Raw genomic sequence first — 18714 nt, forward strand, 5'->3', positions numbered from 1 at the left:
GGTGTCCCGGCCGGCTCCGACGGGCCGGCCGCAGACGGCAGGCCGACCCGGCGCCAGGCGCGACCGCTCCGGGTGTCCGGGTTCAGGCGGTGGCCCTGGCGGCGTTGCGGGCGATCGCGTCGACGACCGCCGGCCACACCTGCTCCGGCAGGTCGTGGCCCATGCCCGGGATCAGCAGCAGTTCGCTGCCGGGGACCGCGGCCGCCGTCGCCCGCCCGCCGCTGTGGTCGATCAGGGGGTCCTGCTCGCCGTGCACGACCACCGTCGGTACCGCCACCGACCGCAGGCCCGGCGTGCGGTCCGGAGAGGCGAGGATCGCGGCGTACTGGCGCACGTAGCCCTCCGGGCGGTACGCGCGGTCGTAGGCGGCGGTCATGCGCTCGCGCAGCTCCCGCGGAGCCGGCGGGTAGGCGGGGGAGCCGATCACGGCCGACCTGTGCACCCCCTCGTCGATGACGGCCTCGCGCGTCAGGGGGACGCCGTTCGAGCCGGGCATCGCGGCGATGGCCTCCGCCGAGGCGCGGCCGACCGACCGGTCACCGGTGGTGGACATGATCGAGCACAGCGACAGCACCCGGTCGGGGTGGTCGATCGTCAGCTGCTGGGCGATCATGCCGCCCATCGAGGCGCCGACGACGTGCGCGGCCGGGATGTCCAGCGCGTCCAGCAGCCCCACGGCGTCGTCCGCCATGTCGCCCAGCAGATAGGGGACGCTGGAGGGGTCGCCCGACAGTACGGCGCCGATGTCCGGGACGGGGTGCTCGTCGAGACCGGTCGACAGGCCCGCGTCGCGGTTGTCGTAGCGCACGACGAAGAAGCCGCGGTCCGCGAGCGCGGAGCAGAACTCCGGCCGCCACAGGGTCATTTGCGCACCGAGGCCCATGACGAGCAGCAGCGCCGGATCGCCGGCGCCGCCGAATGTGTCGTACTCGAGCTCTATACCGTTGGACTTCGCGCGCGGCATGCGGGGGCTCCTTGGGGGCTCGCGGGGGATCGGCTCATACCGTCCAGTCGGTACGATAGCTGCGGCGCCCCCGCTCGGCACCCCCACCGGCGCGGCGCCCGCACCCTCGTGCGAGGGGCGTCCGCGTGGTGAAATGAGGGCCCATTACATTACACTTATGTAATGTAATGCCCGCAATCGATGGCATGGGGCCGCGTCCGGGCACAGAGAGGACCGCGGATGAGCGGCGACGACCGCACCGGAAGCGCCAAGGACGACAAGGGGGCCGACCGCGGCGCCGGCTCGCGGGTCGGTGGCCGGCCGCGGGACCCGGCGATCGAGGAGGCGATCATCCGGGCGACGCGCAAGCGGCTGGTCGCCGACGGGTACGCGCAGATGACCATCGGGGACATCGTCGCCGACGCCGGGGTCACGCGGCCCACGCTGTACCGGCGTTGGGCGAACAAGTACGACCTGGTCGTCGACGCCCTCCGGTACGGACTCCGCGCCCAGCGCGAGGCGTACCCGGACGTCGACATGGACGCGCTGACCGCGGTCGAGGCCTTCCGTGAGGCCGTGCGCCGCCTCGATCCGCGGTACCACAACAAGGGCGCGATGGCCCTGCACGGCAACTTCATGGCGGAGGTCGAACGCGCGCCCGGCCTGCTGGAGCAGCTGCGCGAGCACGGAGTGGGGCCCCGGTGCGACGAGTTGGTGCAGACCCTGCGGCGGCTCCGCGAGCGCGGCGAGGTCCGTGAGGACGTCGACCTCGACACCGTCGTGACCCTCTGCTTCGGCAGCTACTTCGCGGACTACCTGCGTACCGGTGGTTCCGGTGCGGACATCCCGGACCGCCTCGTCGCCACCGTCTGGCCCGCCATCGCGGTGCGCCCCGCCGGCTCCGCCTGATCCGGCCGGGCGCGGTGCGGGCCGGGGCGGTCCGGGGCGCGGGCGGTCGGTATCCGTTCATGTTACAGTGAATATCTGTAACGTAACTGCCGCTCGCGCCCTGGGAGTTGACCGGTGGACGTCTACGAAGCGCTCTACACGACCCGGATCATGCGGCGCATGAAGCCGGATCCCATCCCGATGGAGAGCCAGTGCCGGATCCTGGACGCCGCGATCCGGGCGCCCAACGGCGGCAACACGCAACGCTGGCACTTCCTCGCCGTCGACGACCCCGGGCTCAAGGCGCGGCTCGCCGAGCTCTACGCGTCCTGCCGGCAGCGGGAGTACGCCGACATCGAGGCCGGCAGGCTCGGTACGGCACCGCACGAGGACCCCGCACGGCGGGCGCAGTCCCTGGGGCGCATCAAGAGCTCCGGGGACCACTTCGTCGAGCACTTCGCCGAGATCCCCCTGCTGGTCTTCGTCTTCGCGGTGGACGACCACGGCGGCGCGAACATCTACCCGGCCATCTGGAGTTCGCTGCTGGCCGCGCGGGCCGAGGGCATCGGCAGTGTGCTGACCACGGTCCTGCGCTACGAGGCCGACACCGTCTGCGACCTGCTGGGCGTGCCCACCGCGGACGGCTGGCGGATGATCGCGATGCTGGCGTTCGGGTATCCACTGGGCCGCTGGGGGGTCGCCGCCAACCGGCGTCCGGTCCACGAGGTCTCGTCGCGCAACCGGTGGGGCGCGTCGTTCGGGGCCCGGGTGCCCGAGCCCCTGTGGCCGCCGGACGCTGACGGTGCCCGCATCGAGCCGGACGGTCCGGCTTCCTGAGCGGGACGGCGCAGCCATGCGTCAGCCCGCGGGCGGGCACTGCACGGCCACCAGCGCCACGTCGTCATTGAGCCGCCCATCCGTGTGGCGGAGCAGGTCCGCCAGGACTTCCTGGAGCAGGGATTCCGGGTCGCGCAAGGCCGTGTCCCGGGGGATCCCGAGGTCGGCCACGGAGTAGAAGGCGCCCGAGCGGTCCCGGGCCTCGGCGAGGCCGTCGGTGTAGAGCAGGAGCAGGTCGCCCGGGGCGAGCGGGAAGCGGTCCACGCGGTACGCGGCGGGGTCGAGGCCGGCCAGGCCGAGCGGCGGCGCGGGCGCCGGGCCCGCGAGGGCGGTGATGCGGCCGTCGCGCAGCAGCAGCGGCAACGGGTGCCCGCAGCTGACCGTGCGCACGAGGCCCCCGCCGGCCGGGAACTCCACCAGCAGTGCGGTGATGAACCGCTCCGGCGCGTCGGCGTCGGCCTCGGACGCCTCGGCCACGTGCCGGCGCACGCTGCCCTCCAGCGCCGCGGCCAGGCCGGGCAGGGTGGGGTGCTGGTGCACCGCCTCGCGGAAGGCGCCGAGCAGTGCCGCCGTGTCGTCGAGCGCCTGCAGGCCCTTGCCCTTGACGTCGCCGATGAGGAGCCGGGTGCCGTACGGCGTCCGAGCCGCGGCGTACAGGTCGCCTCCGACCTCGGCCATCGTCTCGGCCGCCCGGTACACCGAGGCGACCCGCAGGCCCTCGATCCGCCGGGGGAGGGGCCGCAGGACGACCTGCTGCGCCGCCTCGGAGATCGCCCGCAGCTGGCTCGCCTCCCGGCGGTTGCGGTCGCGGGTGTTGCAGAACGCGATGAGGAAGACGGAGACCACCAGCAGGGCGGCGACATGCGTCGGCAGGACGGGGGAGCGGAGCAGGCCGTCGTGGACGTCGCAGGTCACCGCGGCCGCCAGTGACAGCGCGGCCACCCCGGTGGTGGCGCGCGCCGTCGAGATCGCCGCCATCAGGGCGGGCGCGGCGATGAGCAGGGAAGCCAGGTGCACGTCGGAGGGCGCGAGGAAACCGATCGTCGTGATGATCAGCACGAGTGCGACGGGGGTGCCGACCTCGGACAGCCGCCATGCCCGCCACGCCCGCCAGGACCTGGACCGCTTCCGCCCGCGGAGCGCCGTACGGCCATGGGTGTGATGGCTCCCCGCACGCTTGATGGGCTCGTGCACGGGCCTCGCCTCCTCGGCCGGCCCGCCGCCCCACGACGGGGGAGACGGGTCACAGGGGAAAATTCATTACAGATAGGAACTGTAACGCTGATCGACGTGCGGGGATTCCGTCCGGATCGGCGTTTCGTTACAGCTATTGACTATAACGAAACTCGCTGCCACGCTGGCATCGACGGGGTGCGACGGCCACCCCGGGCGCCGAGGAGGACGGACGATGGATCACCAACGCGAGCTCGTCGAGCGCAGCATCCCGTTCCTGGACGCGGTCAGGAACCGCACCGCGGGCAAGGAACTCGAGGGCTGGCTGAACGACACCCACGGTCCGCACAGCGGGCTGTACGGACACCTCTCGCGCCTGATCAAGCTCGGCGTCGAGGAGGGCTGGGCCGCGAACGCCGAGGTCGACGGCCCGAACTACCGGCGCAGCCTCATCGCACCGCCCTCGGCTGAGACGCAGTACTTCAGCATCACCGCGGTGTACATGAACAGCCAGGCCCCCTACCGGGGCCAGTACCACGCCCACCCCTACGGCGAGATCAACCTCGTGGCGCCCGTCGACCGGGACGCGCAGCTCGCCGGTCCCAGCGGCTGGCAGGGGCCGGGCTGGACCGCCCCCGCCCCCGGCAGCCACCACTACCCCGAGGTCCGCGGCGGCGCCCTCATCGCGCTGTTCTACCTGCCCGCCGGGCGCATCTCGTACGACATCACCGCGCCGCGCGGGCACTAGGGTGCGGGTGTGGATCCCGGGGAACTCCGACGACGTCAGGCCACCGCCGGGCATGTGCGGCGGCACGCCGCGCCCGATGGTCCGGCGACCATCCCGGCGTGCCCGCTCGGCCCGGTCGCCTACCCGGACCAGGATCCGGACCAGGGCGACCACCCCGTCGCGCTGGGCGACGGCACCTGGCTCACCCTGGCCGCGGACGGCACCACCCTCAACCGCTGGGCCCCGCACCGCCGGTGACCGGTGAGGCCGGTCCGACCCCGCCGGGTCCGCGCAGGTCGGCGGCCCTACCATGTGCGTCATGCACAGAAGTGGGCGAGCGGTGAGCGCCCGGCCGTACGCACCCTGGCGGTGGACCCATGCAGCAGAACGTCCCGGACCCCGCCGAGACGGCCACCTCGTTCACGGAACTGCTGACCCTGGAGCGGCTGGAGGAGAACCTCTACCGCGGCTTCTGCCACGCCGGGATGCCGCCCCGGGCCTTCGGCGGCCAGGTCGCGGCGCAGTCGCTGATCGCGGCGGGCTCGACCCTGCCCGCCCCTGACCTGCTCGTCCACTCCCTGCACGGTTACTTCATCCGCGCGGGCCGCACCGACCGGCCCATCGTCTACGAGGTCGACCGGACCCGGGACGGACGCTCCTTCGCCACCCGGCGGGTGGTCGCGATCCAGGACGGCGAGGCCATCTTCAGCCTCTCCGCCTCCTTCCACCGCCCGGAGGACAGCGACGAGCACCAGGCGGACGCGCCCGTGGCGCCCGGGCCCGAGGGACTGCCCGAACTGTGGGAGCTCCGGCGTGCGCGCCGGGGGGTGTCCGTCTTCGAGGCCGTCCTGGAGTCCCGCTGCGTGGGCGACCCCGACAAGGGACTGCCCAGCATCGGGCAGGGACCGCGCCAGCAGTTGTGGGTCCGCACCCGCGACGCCCTGTCAGGAGGGCCGTTGCTGCACGCCTGCGCCCTGACCTACTTCTCCGACATCCGGCTGCTCGCGACGGCCGGCCTGCCCTACGCCGACCACCCCGGCGTGCGGCAGGCCGCGTCGCTCGACCACGCCGTGTGGTTCCACCGGCCGTTCCGCGCCGACGAGTGGCTGCTGTTCGCCATGGAGAGCCCGACGTACGCGTCGTCCCGGGGCCTGGCCCGGGGTCAGTTCTTCACCCGGGACGGCCGCCTGGTCGCCTCCGTCGTGCAGGAGGGGCTGTACCGGCGGCGCCCGCCCCGCTGAACGGCCGCCCTCCGAGGAAGGAACGACACGATGCAGCAGCAGCAGCAGCCGACCGACCGCCCGACCGCCGACGCCTGGGAGGCCCTCGGCGGCGCCCCCGAGCGGGCGGAACACGTGGCGTACCGGGAGGTGGCCGGGGTGCTGCCCGCCCGGTTGCCGGTACGCCGGATGGCCCGGGCCACGGTCGGGGTCTGCTCCCTCGCCGCCGCAGAGCTGCTCGCGTTGCGCTCCGGTGGGCCGCCGCCCCCGGTGCTGGTCGACGAGGGGGCGGTGGCCACCGCGTTCGTGAGCGAGCGGCATCTGCGGATCGACGGCCGGGCGGCCACGTCCTTCGCTCCGCTGTCCGGCTTCTGGCGCACCGCGGACGGGTGGGTGCGCACCCATGCCAACTACCCGCACCACCGCGCCCGGTTGACCGCCGCCCTCGGCCTTCCCGGCGGTGGCGACGGCGGCGACGAGGACGCCCTGGCCCGACGGCTGGCGGACGAGCTGGCCGGGCGCACGGCCGCGGAGGTCGAGGAGACCGTCTACGCGGCGGGCGGACTGGCCGTCGCCGTACGGGACCCGGGCCCGGCGACGCAGCCGCTCGTGGAGACCGAGCGCACCGACGACGCTGCGGTGCGCCCCCTGCCTCCGGCGGGGCTGCCCGCGGCGGGCGTCCGCGTGCTCGACCTGACGCGGGTCATCGCCGGACCGGTCGCCACGCGCACGCTGGCACTGCTGGGCGCGGACGTGCTGCGGGTGGACAGCCCCCGTCTGCCGGAGGACGAGTCGGCCCACGCCGACACCGGCTTCGGGAAGCGGTCGGCGCGGCTCGACCTCTCCGGTCCCGACCGGACGGTCCTCGAGGAACTCCTCGCCTCCGCCGACGTGGTCGTGACCGGCTACCGCCCCGGCGCACTGGACCGATTCGGCCTCTCGCCGGAGGCGCTGCGCGAGCGACGGCCGGGGCTGGTCGTCGCCCAGCTCCGCGCCTGGGAGCGGTCCGGTCCCTGGGCGGGGCGGCGCGGCTTCGACAGCCTGGTGCAGGCGCGCTGCGGCATCGCCTCGATCGAGGCCGGACCGGACGGCCGCCCGGGCGTCCTCCCCGCCCAGGCCCTCGACCACGGCACCGGCTACCTGCTGGCCGCGGCGGTCCTGCGCGCCCTGGCCGACGCCCGCCGCCACGGCGGCGGAAGGCTGCTGCGGCTGTCGCTGACGGCCACGGCCTCCTGGCTGACGCACGGCATCGGCCCCGGCGACGCGCGGACCGGAACCGGATCCGATGGGGACCACGACCCCACGCGCCGGCTCGCCGTCGCCGACTCCGCCTACGGACGCCTGGTCCACGCCCTCCCGCCCCTGGGCTACCACGGCGCCCCGGCGGACTGGACCCGCCCCCCGGGGCGCTGGGGCACGGATCTTCCGGTCTGGCGGTGAACCACACGGACCCCGGGTGAACCCTTCGCCCGGGGGCGGGCGGTGGCCTGCCCCACGCGCGCGGAGTGCCCGGACCGCCACTACGATGCCCCGGCTGGAGATGATCAAGGGGAGGGGCGGCATGGAGACAGGCCGGGGAAGACCGTGCCCGCAGTGCGGGCAGCGGCTGACGGCGGACGACCGGTTCGTCGTCTGGTGCGCGGCGTGCGACTGGAACGTGCGGGGCGGGAACGAGGACGACGAGGAGCACGACGGCCCCATCGACGCGTTGCGCCGGCGCCTGTCGCGGGCGTACGGCGAGGAACTGTTCGCCAGGATGACCTCGGAACGGCCGCCGAGGCCCGGCCGGGGCGCGGCATACGTCGGCGCCTACGCGATCGCCGGCCTCGTGCACCTGCTGACGCTGGCCGTGGCCGGCGCCGGTGTGTGCCTCCTGGCGACGGGCCGGCGGGCGATCATCCCCGCCGTGCTGGGCGTCCTGTTGCTGGGCCTGGCATGGCTGATGCGTCCGCGGCTGGGGCGGATGCCGCGGCACGGGGACCGGCTGCACCGGGCGGACGCGCCGGCGCTCTACGCGCTGCTGGACGAGGTGGCCGACGCCCTCGGAGCGCCACGGGCGGACGTGGTCGTGGTGGACGCCCAGGTCAACGCCTCTGTCCAGGCGGTCGGCCTGCGCCGTCGCAAGGTGCTGACGATCGGACTCGGGCTGTGGGAGGTGCTGACCCCGCAGCAGCGGGTCGGCCTGCTCGGCCACGAGTTCGGTCACTTCGTCAACGGCGACACCAGCCAGACGCTCGTCATAGGTTCCGCTCACCGCACGCTCGTCGAGTGGTACGTGCTGTTGCGTCCGCAGCAGGACACCAGCGGCCTGGGAATGATCGAGATCGCCGCACGGCTGCTCATGTTCGTACCCGCTTCCGCCGTGCTGCTGCTCCTGCACGTCCTGGCACACCTGACCCTGCGCGCCAGTCAGCAGGCCGAGTACCTCGCGGACGATCTCGAAGCGCAGATCGGCTCGACGGAGGCTGCCATCGGGGGGCTCGACGTCCTGCTGCTCGCCGATGCCGTCTCCTTCTGGCTCGACCAGCAGTACGTCACCGCCGGCACCGTGCACCGCGCCACACGCGGCGCCGACAGGGAACCCGACGAGGCGGTCTGGGAGCGGCTCAAGGAGTACGTGGCGTCGATTCCCGTGCACGAGCTGGAGCGGCGGCGCCGGCTGTCCGCGCTGACCGCCCACGCCGAGGACCAGACGCACCCGCCGACCCACCTGCGCCGCGCCGCCGTGGAGCGCCGGGAGCACCATCGGGCCGCCGTCGTGCTGGACGTCGCGCGGAACAAGGAGGTCGACGCCGCGCTGGACCCGGCCCGCCGCCGGCTCGGCCGGGAGGTCCTGCGCGGCTGAGCGACCCCGGGTTCAGGCCCGGCCGCCCCGCTCCAGGGGGATCCTCTCGCCCGCCTCGACGGCGAACGGCAGCCGGTTGCCGGCGGGCGGGAGGGGGCAGGTGGCGAGGTCGGTGTACGCGCAGGGCAGGTTGGCCGCCCGGTTGAAGTCCAGGCTCACCCCGCCCCCGGCGTCCGGCGGGTCGATCTGCAGGGAGCGGTTCGCCGCGTAGGTGGTCACCCCGGACGTCGCGTCCGTGAACAGCGCCATGAGGGCGCCCGGCCGCGAGCCGTTGAAGACGGTGAGCCGGTACGTCGCGCCGTCCACGTCGAACTCCACCTGGCCCGGAGAGTCGTAGACGTGCTCCAGGCCCTCCACCGTCGCTCCCACGGTCACCGGACGCGGGGCGTCGTAGGGCACGAACCGGCCCTCACGGACCCAGCGGGGATCGGGCGCGTAGGCGGGCGTCCCGGTGAAGCCGGTGCGCAGCGGGTTGTCCGGGTGGCGTGGGCGCAGGATGTCGTGCCCGCCGCGCTTGGCGACCTCGATGACGGCGTCGCCGAAGCCGGCGTGGACACCGTCGCGCTCGCCGATCACGCCGAAGTCGTACCGGCCGCGCACCGGCGCACCGTCGACGGTCAACTCCTCGCCGTCGCCGAGCTCGACCACCACGTGGCCGTCGGCGACCGACCAGGTGCCGGGGGCGTCCTCGAAGCGTTCCGGTCGCGGTCCCAGCCAGCGCAGGCTCGTGATCGCCAGGAAGCCGTGCGGACCGGCGAGCACCTCCTCCTTGCCGCGGTGCCAGCGCTCCCACTGCTCGGTGAAGCCGGTGCGTTCGACGTCCTGAGCGGTCATGTCCGCAGCTCCCTCGCGTGGCGGTGTACTTCTCCGCCCCGTACAACCGCCGCGGCCCGCGAGGTCATCCCGGCTGCCCCCGACGCGGCGGCCCGCCCGGTCGGCGTGCGAGGACGACCGGGCGGGCTCCGCTTCCCAGGCTGCCCCGTGGGCGATCGCCGCGCAGGCCGGAGGCCGTCGCGATTGCGCCGGACGGGGTGGGGGGCGCCGCGTGTCGTGAGCGCGGCGTCAGGACGGGCAGGGGTCAACCTCCGTGCCGTGTAGGGAGGGTGCGCGCGGGTGACTCGCGCCCCTCGACGCGTACGGACGTCGGATCAGGGGGTGACGAGCTGCCGCACCGACTCCACGACGACCCTCCTGCGCTCCGGTGCCGGGACCAGGGAGCGGACGTCCTCCCCTTGGCGCTGCCACATGTTGGCGACGACGAGGACGAGGGCGAGGAGTTCGCCCGCGCCCATGCGGTCGGTGACGGTGCCGCGCCGCTGCGCGTCCTCGACCGCGGCGACCTTGTCGGCCATGGACGCGGCCACGACGGGCCGGACCTCGCGGCCGTCGCCGCGCTCGAGGGCGTACCAGGCCACGAAGCGCATGACCTCGGGGTGGTCGAGGCCCGCGTCGTAGAGGCGGCCGGCGTAGCCGGGCAGGTCGTCGGCGTCGATGGGGATGCCGGCGACGGCCTGTTCGACGACGGCGTCGTAGACGGCCTCGAACAGGCCCTCCTTCCCGTCGAAGAAGGAGTAGGTCAGGCCGGGGCTCACCCCGGCGCGTCCGGCGATCCGGTCGACCCGTGCCCCGGCGACGCCGTACTCGGCGAACTCGGTCAGCGCCGCCTCCAGCAGCAGCCGCCGCTTCAGCTCCGGATCACGTGTGCGCATGCACGCATCCTCGGCTATTGAACGTTCATTTGACAACTCGGCCAGGGGCGGGGCACTGTCGAGCTACTAAATGAACGTTCACTTGATAGGAGTACGGGCATGCCCGCCACCACCGCCGCCACCCCCCACTGGACCCCCGGCGCCATCGCCGACCAGCGCGGCCGCACCGCCCTCATCACGGGCGGGAACAGCGGCATCGGCCTGGAGACCGCGCGCGTGCTCGCAGGCCACGGCGCCCGCGTGATCCTCGCCGGACGCAGCCAGGACACGCTCGAGGCGGCGGCGGCCGCCCTCGCCGCGGAGCAGCCCGGCGCCGACGTCGGCACGGTCGTCGTCGACCTCGGCAGCCTCGCCTCGATCCGGCGGGCGGGCGAGCGGCTGGCCGCGGGGCCGGGGGCGGTCGACCTGCTGATCAACAACGCGGGCGTCATGAACGTGTCCGAGCGCCGCACCACCACCGACGGCTTCGAGCTGACCTTCGGTACCAACCACCTCGGCCACTTCGCCCTCACCGCCGGGCTCATGCCGGCCCTGCTCCGGTCGCAGGCGGCCCGCGTCGTGACCGTCAGCGCCGTCGCCGCGCGATGGCGCAGCGGCCGGCTCGACGACCTCAACAGCGAGCGCCGGTACGGAGCGATGGGCGCCTACGCCAAGTCCAAGCGCGCCAACGTCGTGTTCACCCGGGAACTGGCGCGCCGCCTGGCGGGCACCTCCGTCGAGGCGGTCGTCGTCCATCCCGGTTCGGCGATGACGAACCTGCAGCGGCACAGCAGCGGCCCGCTCGCCCGGATGGCCGTCGCCGTCGCCTCGCGGGCGCTGATGGGGTCGCCCGAAGGCGCGGCCTGGCCGTCGCTGTACGCCGCCACCAGCCCCGACGTCCGCAGCGGGCAGTTCCTCGGCCCCGCCGGACGCGACCAGACCTCCGGAACCCCCGTTCCGGTACGGCTGCCGCGCGGCGCGGACGACCCGGCCGAGGGCGAGCGGCTGTGGACGGAGAGCGAGCGGCTCACGGGCGTACGGTTCCCCGCCTGAGCGCCGCCGCGTCGCATCGTCCGCCCGCCGCCGCGTCGCCCGCCGCGGTCCGTCAGCCCGGCGGGTCCTCGCCGACGAGCCCGTCGACGGACTCCCGGATGAGGTCGGCGTGCCCGACGTGCCGCGCGTACTCCTCGATGAGGTCGACGAGGATGCGCCGCAGGCTCGGTGACCGCCCGTCAGCGGTGGTGTATCGGCCCAACTGCCCGAGGTCGCCCACCGCCAGGGCCTCGCGGACCACGCGGCGGGAGCAGGCGACCGCGTCCTGCCAGAGCGCCATGAGCTGTTCGGGGCCGTCCTGCGCCGCGGAGTGCCAGTCCCACTCGGGGTCGGCGCGCCAGTCCACCGTGTCCCACGGCGCACCCGGCTCCCGCCCGAGGAACTTCCGGGAGAACGAGGCGTCCTCGCAGTGCGCCAGGTGCTTCAGCAGGCCGCCCAGCGTCACCGACGAAGCACCGACCGTCGCCCGCAGGCCCGCCGCGTCCAGGCCGCCGCACTTCCACGCGAAGGTCGCGCGCTGCCGCTCCAGCGAGCCCAGCAGCGTCGCGGCCTCGCCCCCGGCGAGCGGTGGCTCCGGCCCCCCGGCCGGGCTCCGGCCGATCTCCCACGCGTCGTCGGTCACGGCAACCGAACCTACCGGGCGCGGGTGCCGCCCGAGAACCCGTTCCCCCGGTGAACTACCGTGGCCGGCCATGGACACCGACGACTGGCTCGCGGACACCCGGACGTCTTACGACACCGTCGCCGAGGACTACGCCGAACAGCTCCGCGGCCTCATGGACGAAACACCCTACGAGCGCGCGGTCCTGGCGCTCTTCGCCGACCTGGTCAAGAGCAGTGGCGGAGGGCCGGTCGCGGACGTCGGATGCGGGTCCGGGAGGATCACGGCCCACCTGAACGGACTGGGCGTGGACGCCTTCGGGATCGACCTGTCGCCCGCGATGATCCAAGTGGCCCGGCGCGAACACCCCGGCCTGCGGTTCGACGTCGGGTCCATGACGGACCTTGACCTTCCCGACGGCTCGGTGGCGGGCCTGGTCGCCTGGTACTCCCTGATCCACGTCCCCGACGACGCGGTCGGCGCCGTCCTCACGCACTTCCGGCGCGCCCTGCGGCCGGGCGGCCCGCTCCTGCTCGCCTTCCATGCAGGCGAGGGCACGCGACTGAAGACGCAGGGCTACGGCGGCCACCCGATGAAGATCCGCGTCCACCTGCGCCGGCCCGACCGCATGGCCGCGTGGCTCGGCGACGCCGGGTTCACCGTGGAGTCGCAGATGACGCTCACCTCGGCCGAGAGCAGGCTCGGGGGGATCCTCTTCGCACGCCGCGACGGGTGAGTTCAGTGCTCGCGAAGTCCGCACTCGGCGTCGTAGAGGACGCACCCCGGCGACAGCACGCTGGACGGTGCGTGCGCCAGTCGTACGTACGCCGCGCCGGAGGCATCCGCCGTCAGCGACTCGACGCGCACGGCCGGAAACGTCTTCTGCGGCCCCGTCGTGTGCACTTCTGCTTCGGCCGGTGTGTCGAAGGGCTTGCCTTCGAGGACCGCCAAGGCGGTCGTGGTGCCGTCGGGTTGCGGCTCGGACTCCTCAACGGCCAGCCGCCAGTGGAGTGCGGCCTGCGCCAGTAGGTGCTTCCCGTGGATGCCGTACGCGAGGAGGGCGCCGGCACGGCTGCGGATCTGCCGCGCGATGGCGCAGCAGAGCGGGACGTCGGTGCCGTAGGGCGTGTCCACGCGGTTGTGGCCGGCGAGCGGGGAGAAGCACAGTGCGTCGAACACGAGGGAGAGGGCCACGTCCTTGATGCGCGGGCGCCGGCCGTGCTCGACGAGGTCCAGCAGGATCGCCGTGGCGGGGTAGGCCGCGGGGAACACCATGGCGGCGTGGCCGCAGGTGAAGCCGCTGCCCCCCAGTGCCGCCGCCGCACTCCCTGTCTCGTTGGCCGTGGTCGACACGGTCAGCCGCCGCAGCGCGTCGGCGACGCGTGCGGGCTCGTCGCCCGGCCACGACGTCGGGTTGGGTATCGCCGACCAGTCCACGGCGTCGATGGCGTCCAGGATCACGCGCGCATTGTGCCGGACCGGGGTGAGGTCAGAGGGACAGCGCACGCTCCAGTGCGGCCCGGTCGGCTGGCGCGCCGTGTGCGGGGAGCACGAGCTCGACCGGGAGGGCGAGCAGCGGCCGCAGGCGCTGGACCACCTGCTCGCGCGTGACGCCGTCCCGCAGCCAGTCGTTGATCTGCAGCCCGCGGCCGAAGTCGACCAGGGTGTCGCCGGGGATGACGGCCCGCACACGGCCGTCCCACAGGACCAGGTCGTTGTGCTCCCTCCCGGCGAACGCCACGATCCCCGCCGGGAGTCGGTCGCCCGCGGTGTACAGGCGGCCATGGCCGCCGTCGCCGGTGTGCAGCCAGGCGAGGTCGGGGCTGCCGTCACCGGCCTGTTCGCGCGTGACGCCGAACTTCCGCACGAGGTCGTCGGCGGTGTCGGGCGGGGGAGTGAACACCGGCGCGTCGAGGCGCTCGACCAGGCTCCGCGTGCCGCGCTCGTGCCAGGGAGCGGTGAGCACCACGACCGGCTCCCGGTCGGCGGCGAGCGCGAGGAGCCAGGGCGGCACGGACAGCGGGTCGAGGAGGAGCAGCCGGGTGCCGTCGTCGACGGCGTACGACGACACCTCCCGCGGCCACCGCTCGTCCGGCGTCCACTCCGGGTGCGGCGTCTGCCAGTGCCAGACGCCGGTCGCCACTTCACGCATGCGTGGACCCTACCGGCGCACCCGGCCCGGGCGCCGGGGTCAGTGGCCCGCGGCAGGGCCCAGGTTCCGGGTGAAGAAGCCGGCGAGCTTCTCGACCGCGGGGTCGACGTACCGCTCCCGGTCGTAGAGGTCGACGTGACTCGCGCCGTCGATCCAGTGCAACTCCTTGGGGCCGGTGGCGCGCTGGAACGCGTCGACGCTCATCCAGGCGGTGACCGCGCGGGACCCCACGACCATCAGCAGGGGGCGCGGGCCCATGAGCGGGACGGCGGCGAAGGCGTCGAAGGCCGCCATCCTGTCGACGCTCGACCAGGTGAAGAAGTCGGCCGCCCGGGGGTGCCGGGCGCGCGGCGTGCGGTAGTAGTCGAAGCCCTCGACCCCGTGTTCCCCGCCCAGTGCGCGGGCCTGGTCCGCGGTGTCGGGGAACAAGGTCAGGACGGGCGGCTCCTCGCCGCGGGCCTCGGCGGTACGTGCGCCGGCAGCGGCCTCCAGCATGCCCTGGAACACGGCCGCGTCCTGGGTCCCGTCCGCCCCCAGGCGGAACTGGCGGGAGACGTCGACCGCGCTGACGGTGCCGACGGCCTTGATCCGCCGGTCACCGGCCGCTGCGGGGAGGACGTAGCCGCCGGAGGCGCAGATGCCCAAGGCGCCGATGCGCCCGGCGTCAACGTCGCCTCGGGTCGTGAGGTAGGAGACGGCCGCCTTGAGGTCCTCCACACGGTGGGCGGGGTCCTCCAGGCCGCGGGGTTCGCCGCCGCTCTCGCCCTGGTGGGCCGCGTCGAAGGCGAGCGTGACGAAGCCCTTCTCGGCCAGGCGCCGCGCGTAGAGGCCGGCGGCCTGTTCCTTCACGCCGGTGCCGGGGTGGCCGACGACGATCGCGGGCCGCGGGCCCTGCTCGTCGGGGGAGTGGTCGGGGGTGTAGAGGTGGCCGGCGAGCGGGATGCCGGCGCTGTCGAAGGTGACGGTGGTCTTGGCCACAGGGTGCTCCGTGTTCGCTGTCGTGGCGGGCCGCGCCCGTTCGGCGGGCCCTCTGCCGCCCGGAACGGTGCCGGGCACCTCTCGACCATCCGTCCCGGCCGGGGTGGGCAAAAGAGGCGGGTTCCTGCCGGGGAAGAAACGTGCCCCCTCACAGCAGGGGGAGCGCGCGGGAGAATGGGGCACATGACTGCGGCATCTGGCCCTCGCGAACTCGGAGCCTTCCTGAAAGCCCGCCGGGCGCAACTGGCACCGGACGAATGCGGTCTGCCGCCGGCGGATTCCGGGCGCAAGGTCGCGGGCCTGCGCCGTGAGGAGGTCGCGCAGCTCGCCGCGATCAGCGTCGACTACTACACACGGCTCGAGCAGGGCCGCGTCCGGGCGTCGGCTTCGGTCCTCGCCCCGCTGGCCCGTGCGCTGCGCCTTGACGACGACCAGCAGAGGTACCTGTACGAGCTCGCCGGCAAGGCCGACGCGCAGCCGCGGCGCCGCCGTCCCGCGCAGGGCGTGAGGCCCGCGATGCGGCGTCTGCTCGACCAGCTCACGGCGACGCCCGCCGTCGTCCTCGGCAAGCGGCTGGACGTCCTGGCCTGGAACGACGCCGCCGCGGCCCTGTACACCGACTTCTCGGCGGTCCCGCCGGGCCGGCGCAACTACGTGCACCTGCTCTTCACGCACCCGACCGTCCGCGGCATGCACCGGCAGTGGGAGCACGATGCCCGCGACGCCGTCGCCGCCCTGCGCATGCAGGCCGCCGCAGAGTCCGACGATCCCGAACTGGCGCGTCTCGTCGGCGAGTTGTCGGTCCAGGACGCCGACTTCCGCACCTGGTGGGCGGAGCACCGCGTCATCACCACCAGCTACGGCACCAAGCACTACCGGCACCGCCTGGTCGGTGACCTCACGCTCGACTGCGACACCTGGAGCAGTCCCGACGGCTCGGGTCAGCGCCTCATGGTGCTGACCGCCGAGCCCGGCAGCCCGTCGTACGACGCCCTGCGCATCCTGGCCTCGTGGACGGCCGGGCAGCCGGGCGCGAACGAGGCCGGGGACCGGGCACACCAGCGGGGCGGGATCGACCCGCCCCGGCCAGGGCGCCTCTGAGCCTGCGTCAGCCGTCCGCACCGGACGCACCGGATGCACCCGATGCGCCGGACGCACCGGCGACCGACGCCCGGACCTGCCGGGCGAAGCCCGCGACGGTGTAGTCCGCGGGAAGACCGTCGATCAGCACGAGGTCGGAGATCGCGTTGCGGGTGCGCAGCGGCAGGATCTCCTGGTACTCGGGCGAGTTGTACCAGTCCTGGGCCGCGGCCCGGTCGGGGAACTCCAGCAGGACGACCAGGCCGGGCCAGGCGCCCTCCACCACGGTCGGCTCACCGTTCGCGAGCCACGTGCCGCCGTAGGGCCGCAACGTGGCGTCGACGCGCTCCAGGTAGGTCAGGCCCTCGTCGTTCGGGACGCCGCCGGGGATGCGCAGGTGGTTGATCAGGTACGTGCTCATGTCGGGCCTTCCGGGTGGGTGCCGTCGCCGGTCGTCGTGACCAGGCGACGTGACGGACCGGCCGGATCGCCGCGCGACGCGCCGCACGGACGCCGGGATGCGTCCTGGCGGGTGAGGTGGCTGGTCCCCTCACCCCCAGGAACAGCGGGGCACTGCCACCCGCGCCCCACGCCGCGCACAGTGGAGGGCGGCCGGAGCCAGCCGGTTCGTCCCCCCCCCACACCACTGCGCGAAAGGCGACACATGAGCAATGCCAGGAATCTCCCCGGTGGTGCGCTGCGGCTCGCGGACGACCTCGTCATCAGCCGCATGGGCTACGGCGCCATGCAACTGGCCGGTCCCGGTGTCTTCGGTCCCCCGAAGGACCGCGACCAGGCCCTCGCCGTGCTGCGGGAGGCGGTCGAGCGGGGGATCACCCACATCGACACCAGCGACTTCTACGGTCCCGCGGTGGTCAACGAGCTCATCAAGGAGGCGCTGCACCCCTATCCTGACGCCCTGCGCATCGCCACCAAGGTCGGCGCACGCCGCGACGGCACCGGCGGCTGGATCCCCTCCCTGGCGCCCGACGACCTCAAGGCCCAGGTGCACGAGAACCTCCGGCGCCTGCGGCTCGACACCCTCGACGTGGTCTACCTGCGCCTCGGCTCCGTGGAGGGCACCGGCGACGACCCGATCGCCGAGGAGTTCGGCGCCCTCGCGGAACTGCGCGAGCAGGGCCTGATCCGGCACCTCGGCCTCAGCGGGGTCTCCGACGCCCAGCTGACCGAGGCGCAGTCCATCGCCCCCGTCGTGGCCGTGCAGAACCTCTACAACCTGGTCAAGCGGCAGGACGACGCCCTCGTCGACCGGTGCGCGGCCGAAGGCATCGCCTTCGCCTCCTTCTTCCCGCTCGGCGGCTTCACCCCGTTCCAGTCGGGCGAACTCGCGGGCGTGGCGGCCCGGTTGGGCGCGTCGCCGCAGCAGGTCGCCCTCGCCTGGCTGCTCCGCCGGTCGGCGACCACCGTCCTGATCCCCGGGACGTCCTCGCTCGCGCACCTGCGCGAGAACGTCGCCGCGGCCGCCCTGGAACTGCCTGCCGACGCCGTCGCGGAACTCGACGGCATCGCCGGCTGAACGGCGCCACACTCACGCCACCCCGCCCACCCCCCACCGTTTCCCACCACACCCCCCGACACGTCGGCGCGCGGTCACCCGCGCGTCACGAGCACCAGCAAGGGAGCACCCCATGACCATCACGCTCGTCACCGGCGGCAACAAGGGCCTCGGCCGCGAGACCGCCCGCCGTCTGATCAAGCTCGGGCACACCGTCTACATCGGCTCCCGGGACGCCGCCCGCGGACGCGCGGCCGCCGACGAGCTCGGCGCGGAGCTGCTCCTGCTCGACGTCACCGACGAGGCCTCCGTGACCGCGGCGGCCGAGGAGCTGCGGCGCCGCGAGGGCCGGCTCGACGTCCTGGTGAACAACGCGGGTGTCTTCGAGGGCATGGTCGGCGCCGCGGAGGCCTCCGGCGCCCACATGGCGACCGTCCTCGACGTCAACGTCGTCGGCCTGGTGCGCGTGACGCACGCCTTCCTCCCCCTGCTGGGGGAGTCCGCCGAGCCGGTCATCGTCAACGCCAGCAGCGGGCTCGGCTCCTTCGGTACGGTCCTCGACCCCGGGAAGAACGAGTCGCGGTACGTCACGCCCGTCTACTCCGCGTCGAAGGCGGCGGTGAACATGCTCACGGTGCAGTACGCCAAGGGCCTGCCCCACATGCGCGTCAACGCCGTCGAGCCCGGGTTCAGCGCCACCGACCTGCACGGTCTGAGCGGGCACGGCATCCAGACCCCGGAGGAGGGCGCCGAGGCGATCGTGCGCTACGCCACGGTCGGCCCGGACGGCCCGACCGGCACCTTCGGCGACCTCACCGCGCAGTTGCCGTGGTGATGATCTCCGCGCCGGCCGCCGGGGCCGGCGCGGAACCCACGGGTGGTGGGGGCCGCCCGTGGGCCACCCGCCCGCGCCCGGGGCGAGCCGGGGTCCCGGTCCGGCCACGGCCGTCCGGCCCTCGGACGGGAACGAGGTGCGCGCGCGGCGCGCAGTAGCATGCGAGGACGGCCCCGCC

21 protein-coding genes are annotated in these 18714 nt (G+C 74.0%); 12 read left to right on the forward strand and 9 right to left on the reverse strand.

What is annotated here, in order from left to right:
• Positions 1-82: 82 nt before the first annotated feature.
• The gene (locus OG937_43155) at positions 83-964 is read right to left on the reverse strand and encodes an alpha/beta fold hydrolase (protein ID WUD78035.1); all 882 of its coding nucleotides are present in this window, start codon (positions 962-964) and stop codon (positions 83-85) included.
• 219 nt (positions 965-1183) lie between these two features.
• On the opposite strand from OG937_43155, the gene OG937_43160 reads away from it, so the two are divergent.
• Together OG937_43160 and OG937_43165 are read left to right on the forward strand one after the other, a co-directional pair.
• Positions 1184-1852 carry a TetR/AcrR family transcriptional regulator gene (locus OG937_43160; protein WUD78036.1) on the forward strand — a complete coding sequence of 223 codons (669 nt, stop codon included), beginning with the start codon at positions 1184-1186 and terminating at the stop codon, positions 1850-1852.
• 114 nt (positions 1853-1966) lie between these two features.
• Entirely contained in the window at positions 1967-2668 is a 702-nt protein-coding gene (locus OG937_43165) for a nitroreductase family protein (protein ID WUD78037.1), read from the forward strand.
• Between the two features lie 21 nt (positions 2669-2689).
• Here the strand turns inward: OG937_43165 and OG937_43170 are convergent, their stop codons facing one another.
• Complete coding sequence (locus OG937_43170; protein WUD78038.1) at positions 2690-3862, reverse strand: serine/threonine-protein phosphatase; 1173 nt, start codon at positions 3860-3862, stop codon at positions 2690-2692.
• 214 nt (positions 3863-4076) lie between these two features.
• On the opposite strand from OG937_43170, the gene OG937_43175 reads away from it, so the two are divergent.
• From OG937_43175 to OG937_43195, 5 genes are all read left to right on the forward strand, one after another.
• Positions 4077-4589, forward strand: coding sequence for a DUF4863 family protein (locus OG937_43175; protein ID WUD78039.1), 513 nt, complete (start codon positions 4077-4079; stop codon positions 4587-4589).
• A 9-nt stretch (positions 4590-4598) separates the two neighbouring features.
• Positions 4599-4826 carry a hypothetical protein gene (locus OG937_43180; protein ID WUD78040.1) on the forward strand — a complete coding sequence of 76 codons (228 nt, stop codon included), beginning with the start codon at positions 4599-4601 and terminating at the stop codon, positions 4824-4826.
• A 119-nt stretch (positions 4827-4945) separates the two neighbouring features.
• Entirely contained in the window at positions 4946-5809 is an 864-nt protein-coding gene (locus tag OG937_43185; GenBank protein ID WUD78041.1) for an acyl-CoA thioesterase II, read from the forward strand.
• Positions 5810-5839: 30 nt separating this feature from the next.
• Positions 5840-7228 (forward strand): CoA transferase, encoded by a 1389-nt coding sequence (locus OG937_43190; protein WUD78042.1) that lies wholly within the window; start codon positions 5840-5842, stop codon positions 7226-7228.
• Positions 7229-7349: 121 nt separating this feature from the next.
• Positions 7350-8633: a M48 family metallopeptidase gene (locus OG937_43195; protein WUD78043.1), complete on the forward strand. Its 1284-nt coding sequence runs from the start codon at positions 7350-7352 to the stop codon at positions 8631-8633.
• Between the two features lie 12 nt (positions 8634-8645).
• Here the strand turns inward: OG937_43195 and OG937_43200 are convergent, their stop codons facing one another.
• Positions 8646-9467: a DUF1684 domain-containing protein gene (locus OG937_43200; protein ID WUD78044.1), complete on the reverse strand. Its 822-nt coding sequence runs from the start codon at positions 9465-9467 to the stop codon at positions 8646-8648.
• A 314-nt stretch (positions 9468-9781) separates the two neighbouring features.
• Positions 9782-10342, reverse strand: coding sequence for a TetR family transcriptional regulator (locus OG937_43205; GenBank protein WUD78045.1), 561 nt, complete (start codon positions 10340-10342; stop codon positions 9782-9784).
• Positions 10343-10441: 99 nt separating this feature from the next.
• On the opposite strand from OG937_43205, the gene OG937_43210 reads away from it, so the two are divergent.
• Positions 10442-11374 carry an oxidoreductase gene (locus OG937_43210; protein ID WUD78046.1) on the forward strand — a complete coding sequence of 311 codons (933 nt, stop codon included), beginning with the start codon at positions 10442-10444 and terminating at the stop codon, positions 11372-11374.
• A 52-nt stretch (positions 11375-11426) separates the two neighbouring features.
• On the opposite strand, the gene OG937_43215 is transcribed toward OG937_43210, so the two are convergent.
• Positions 11427-11996 carry a DinB family protein gene (locus tag OG937_43215; GenBank protein WUD78047.1) on the reverse strand — a complete coding sequence of 190 codons (570 nt, stop codon included), beginning with the start codon at positions 11994-11996 and terminating at the stop codon, positions 11427-11429.
• Positions 11997-12066: 70 nt separating this feature from the next.
• Here OG937_43215 and OG937_43220 point away from each other — a divergent pair, with 70 nt between their 5' ends.
• Complete coding sequence (locus OG937_43220; protein ID WUD78048.1) at positions 12067-12711, forward strand: class I SAM-dependent methyltransferase; 645 nt, start codon at positions 12067-12069, stop codon at positions 12709-12711.
• A 2-nt stretch (positions 12712-12713) separates the two neighbouring features.
• Here OG937_43220 and OG937_43225 read toward each other — a convergent pair whose 3' ends face one another.
• From OG937_43225 to OG937_43235, 3 genes are read right to left on the reverse strand one after another with little or no spacing between them, the layout of a single operon-like run.
• Positions 12714-13436 carry a hypothetical protein gene (locus OG937_43225; protein ID WUD78049.1) on the reverse strand — a complete coding sequence of 241 codons (723 nt, stop codon included), beginning with the start codon at positions 13434-13436 and terminating at the stop codon, positions 12714-12716.
• A 28-nt stretch (positions 13437-13464) separates the two neighbouring features.
• Positions 13465-14127, reverse strand: a complete 663-nt coding sequence (locus tag OG937_43230; GenBank protein ID WUD78050.1) for an MBL fold metallo-hydrolase — start codon at positions 14125-14127, stop codon at positions 13465-13467.
• 39 nt (positions 14128-14166) lie between these two features.
• The gene (locus OG937_43235) at positions 14167-15105 is read right to left on the reverse strand and encodes an alpha/beta hydrolase (GenBank protein ID WUD78051.1); all 939 of its coding nucleotides are present in this window, start codon (positions 15103-15105) and stop codon (positions 14167-14169) included.
• Positions 15106-15288: 183 nt separating this feature from the next.
• Here OG937_43235 and OG937_43240 point away from each other — a divergent pair, with 183 nt between their 5' ends.
• Positions 15289-16206 carry a helix-turn-helix transcriptional regulator gene (locus OG937_43240; GenBank protein WUD78052.1) on the forward strand — a complete coding sequence of 306 codons (918 nt, stop codon included), beginning with the start codon at positions 15289-15291 and terminating at the stop codon, positions 16204-16206.
• Positions 16207-16213: 7 nt separating this feature from the next.
• On the opposite strand, the gene OG937_43245 is transcribed toward OG937_43240, so the two are convergent.
• Complete coding sequence (locus OG937_43245; GenBank protein ID WUD78053.1) at positions 16214-16606, reverse strand: DUF1330 domain-containing protein; 393 nt, start codon at positions 16604-16606, stop codon at positions 16214-16216.
• 243 nt (positions 16607-16849) lie between these two features.
• On the opposite strand from OG937_43245, the gene OG937_43250 reads away from it, so the two are divergent.
• Both OG937_43250 and OG937_43255 read left to right on the forward strand, forming a co-directional pair.
• Entirely contained in the window at positions 16850-17722 is an 873-nt protein-coding gene (locus OG937_43250) for an oxidoreductase (GenBank protein ID WUD78054.1), read from the forward strand.
• Between the two features lie 112 nt (positions 17723-17834).
• A complete protein-coding gene (locus OG937_43255) occupies positions 17835-18536 on the forward strand; it encodes an SDR family NAD(P)-dependent oxidoreductase (protein ID WUD78055.1) in 702 nt (233 codons plus the stop codon).
• Positions 18537-18714 lie beyond the last annotated feature (178 nt).

It is taken from the genome of Streptomyces sp. NBC_00510 (assembly GCA_036013505.1).
GTDB lineage: Bacteria > Actinomycetota > Actinomycetes > Streptomycetales > Streptomycetaceae > Actinacidiphila.

Excerpts from the sequence above, each read along its gene's own strand:
- OG937_43155 (WUD78035.1), bottom strand. The coding sequence starts at position 964 with ATGCCGCGCGCGAAGTCCAACGGTATAGAGCTCGAGTACGACACATTC.
- OG937_43255 (WUD78055.1), top strand. The coding sequence starts at position 17,835 with ATGACCATCACGCTCGTCACCGGCGGCAACAAGGGCCTCGGCCGCGAG.
- OG937_43205 (WUD78045.1), bottom strand. The coding sequence starts at position 10,342 with ATGCGCACACGTGATCCGGAGCTGAAGCGGCGGCTGCTGCTGGAGGCG.
- OG937_43185 (WUD78041.1), top strand. The coding sequence starts at position 4,946 with ATGCAGCAGAACGTCCCGGACCCCGCCGAGACGGCCACCTCGTTCACG.
- OG937_43250 (WUD78054.1), top strand. The coding sequence starts at position 16,850 with ATGAGCAATGCCAGGAATCTCCCCGGTGGTGCGCTGCGGCTCGCGGAC.
- OG937_43240 (WUD78052.1), top strand. The coding sequence starts at position 15,289 with ATGACTGCGGCATCTGGCCCTCGCGAACTCGGAGCCTTCCTGAAAGCC.
- OG937_43245 (WUD78053.1), bottom strand. The coding sequence starts at position 16,606 with ATGAGCACGTACCTGATCAACCACCTGCGCATCCCCGGCGGCGTCCCG.
- OG937_43200 (WUD78044.1), bottom strand. The coding sequence starts at position 9,467 with ATGACCGCTCAGGACGTCGAACGCACCGGCTTCACCGAGCAGTGGGAG.
- OG937_43190 (WUD78042.1), top strand. The coding sequence starts at position 5,840 with ATGCAGCAGCAGCAGCAGCCGACCGACCGCCCGACCGCCGACGCCTGG.
- OG937_43220 (WUD78048.1), top strand. The coding sequence starts at position 12,067 with ATGGACACCGACGACTGGCTCGCGGACACCCGGACGTCTTACGACACC.
- OG937_43210 (WUD78046.1), top strand. The coding sequence starts at position 10,442 with ATGCCCGCCACCACCGCCGCCACCCCCCACTGGACCCCCGGCGCCATC.
- OG937_43160 (WUD78036.1), top strand. The coding sequence starts at position 1,184 with ATGAGCGGCGACGACCGCACCGGAAGCGCCAAGGACGACAAGGGGGCC.
- OG937_43230 (WUD78050.1), bottom strand. The coding sequence starts at position 14,127 with ATGCGTGAAGTGGCGACCGGCGTCTGGCACTGGCAGACGCCGCACCCG.
- OG937_43195 (WUD78043.1), top strand. The coding sequence starts at position 7,350 with ATGGAGACAGGCCGGGGAAGACCGTGCCCGCAGTGCGGGCAGCGGCTG.
- OG937_43175 (WUD78039.1), top strand. The coding sequence starts at position 4,077 with ATGGATCACCAACGCGAGCTCGTCGAGCGCAGCATCCCGTTCCTGGAC.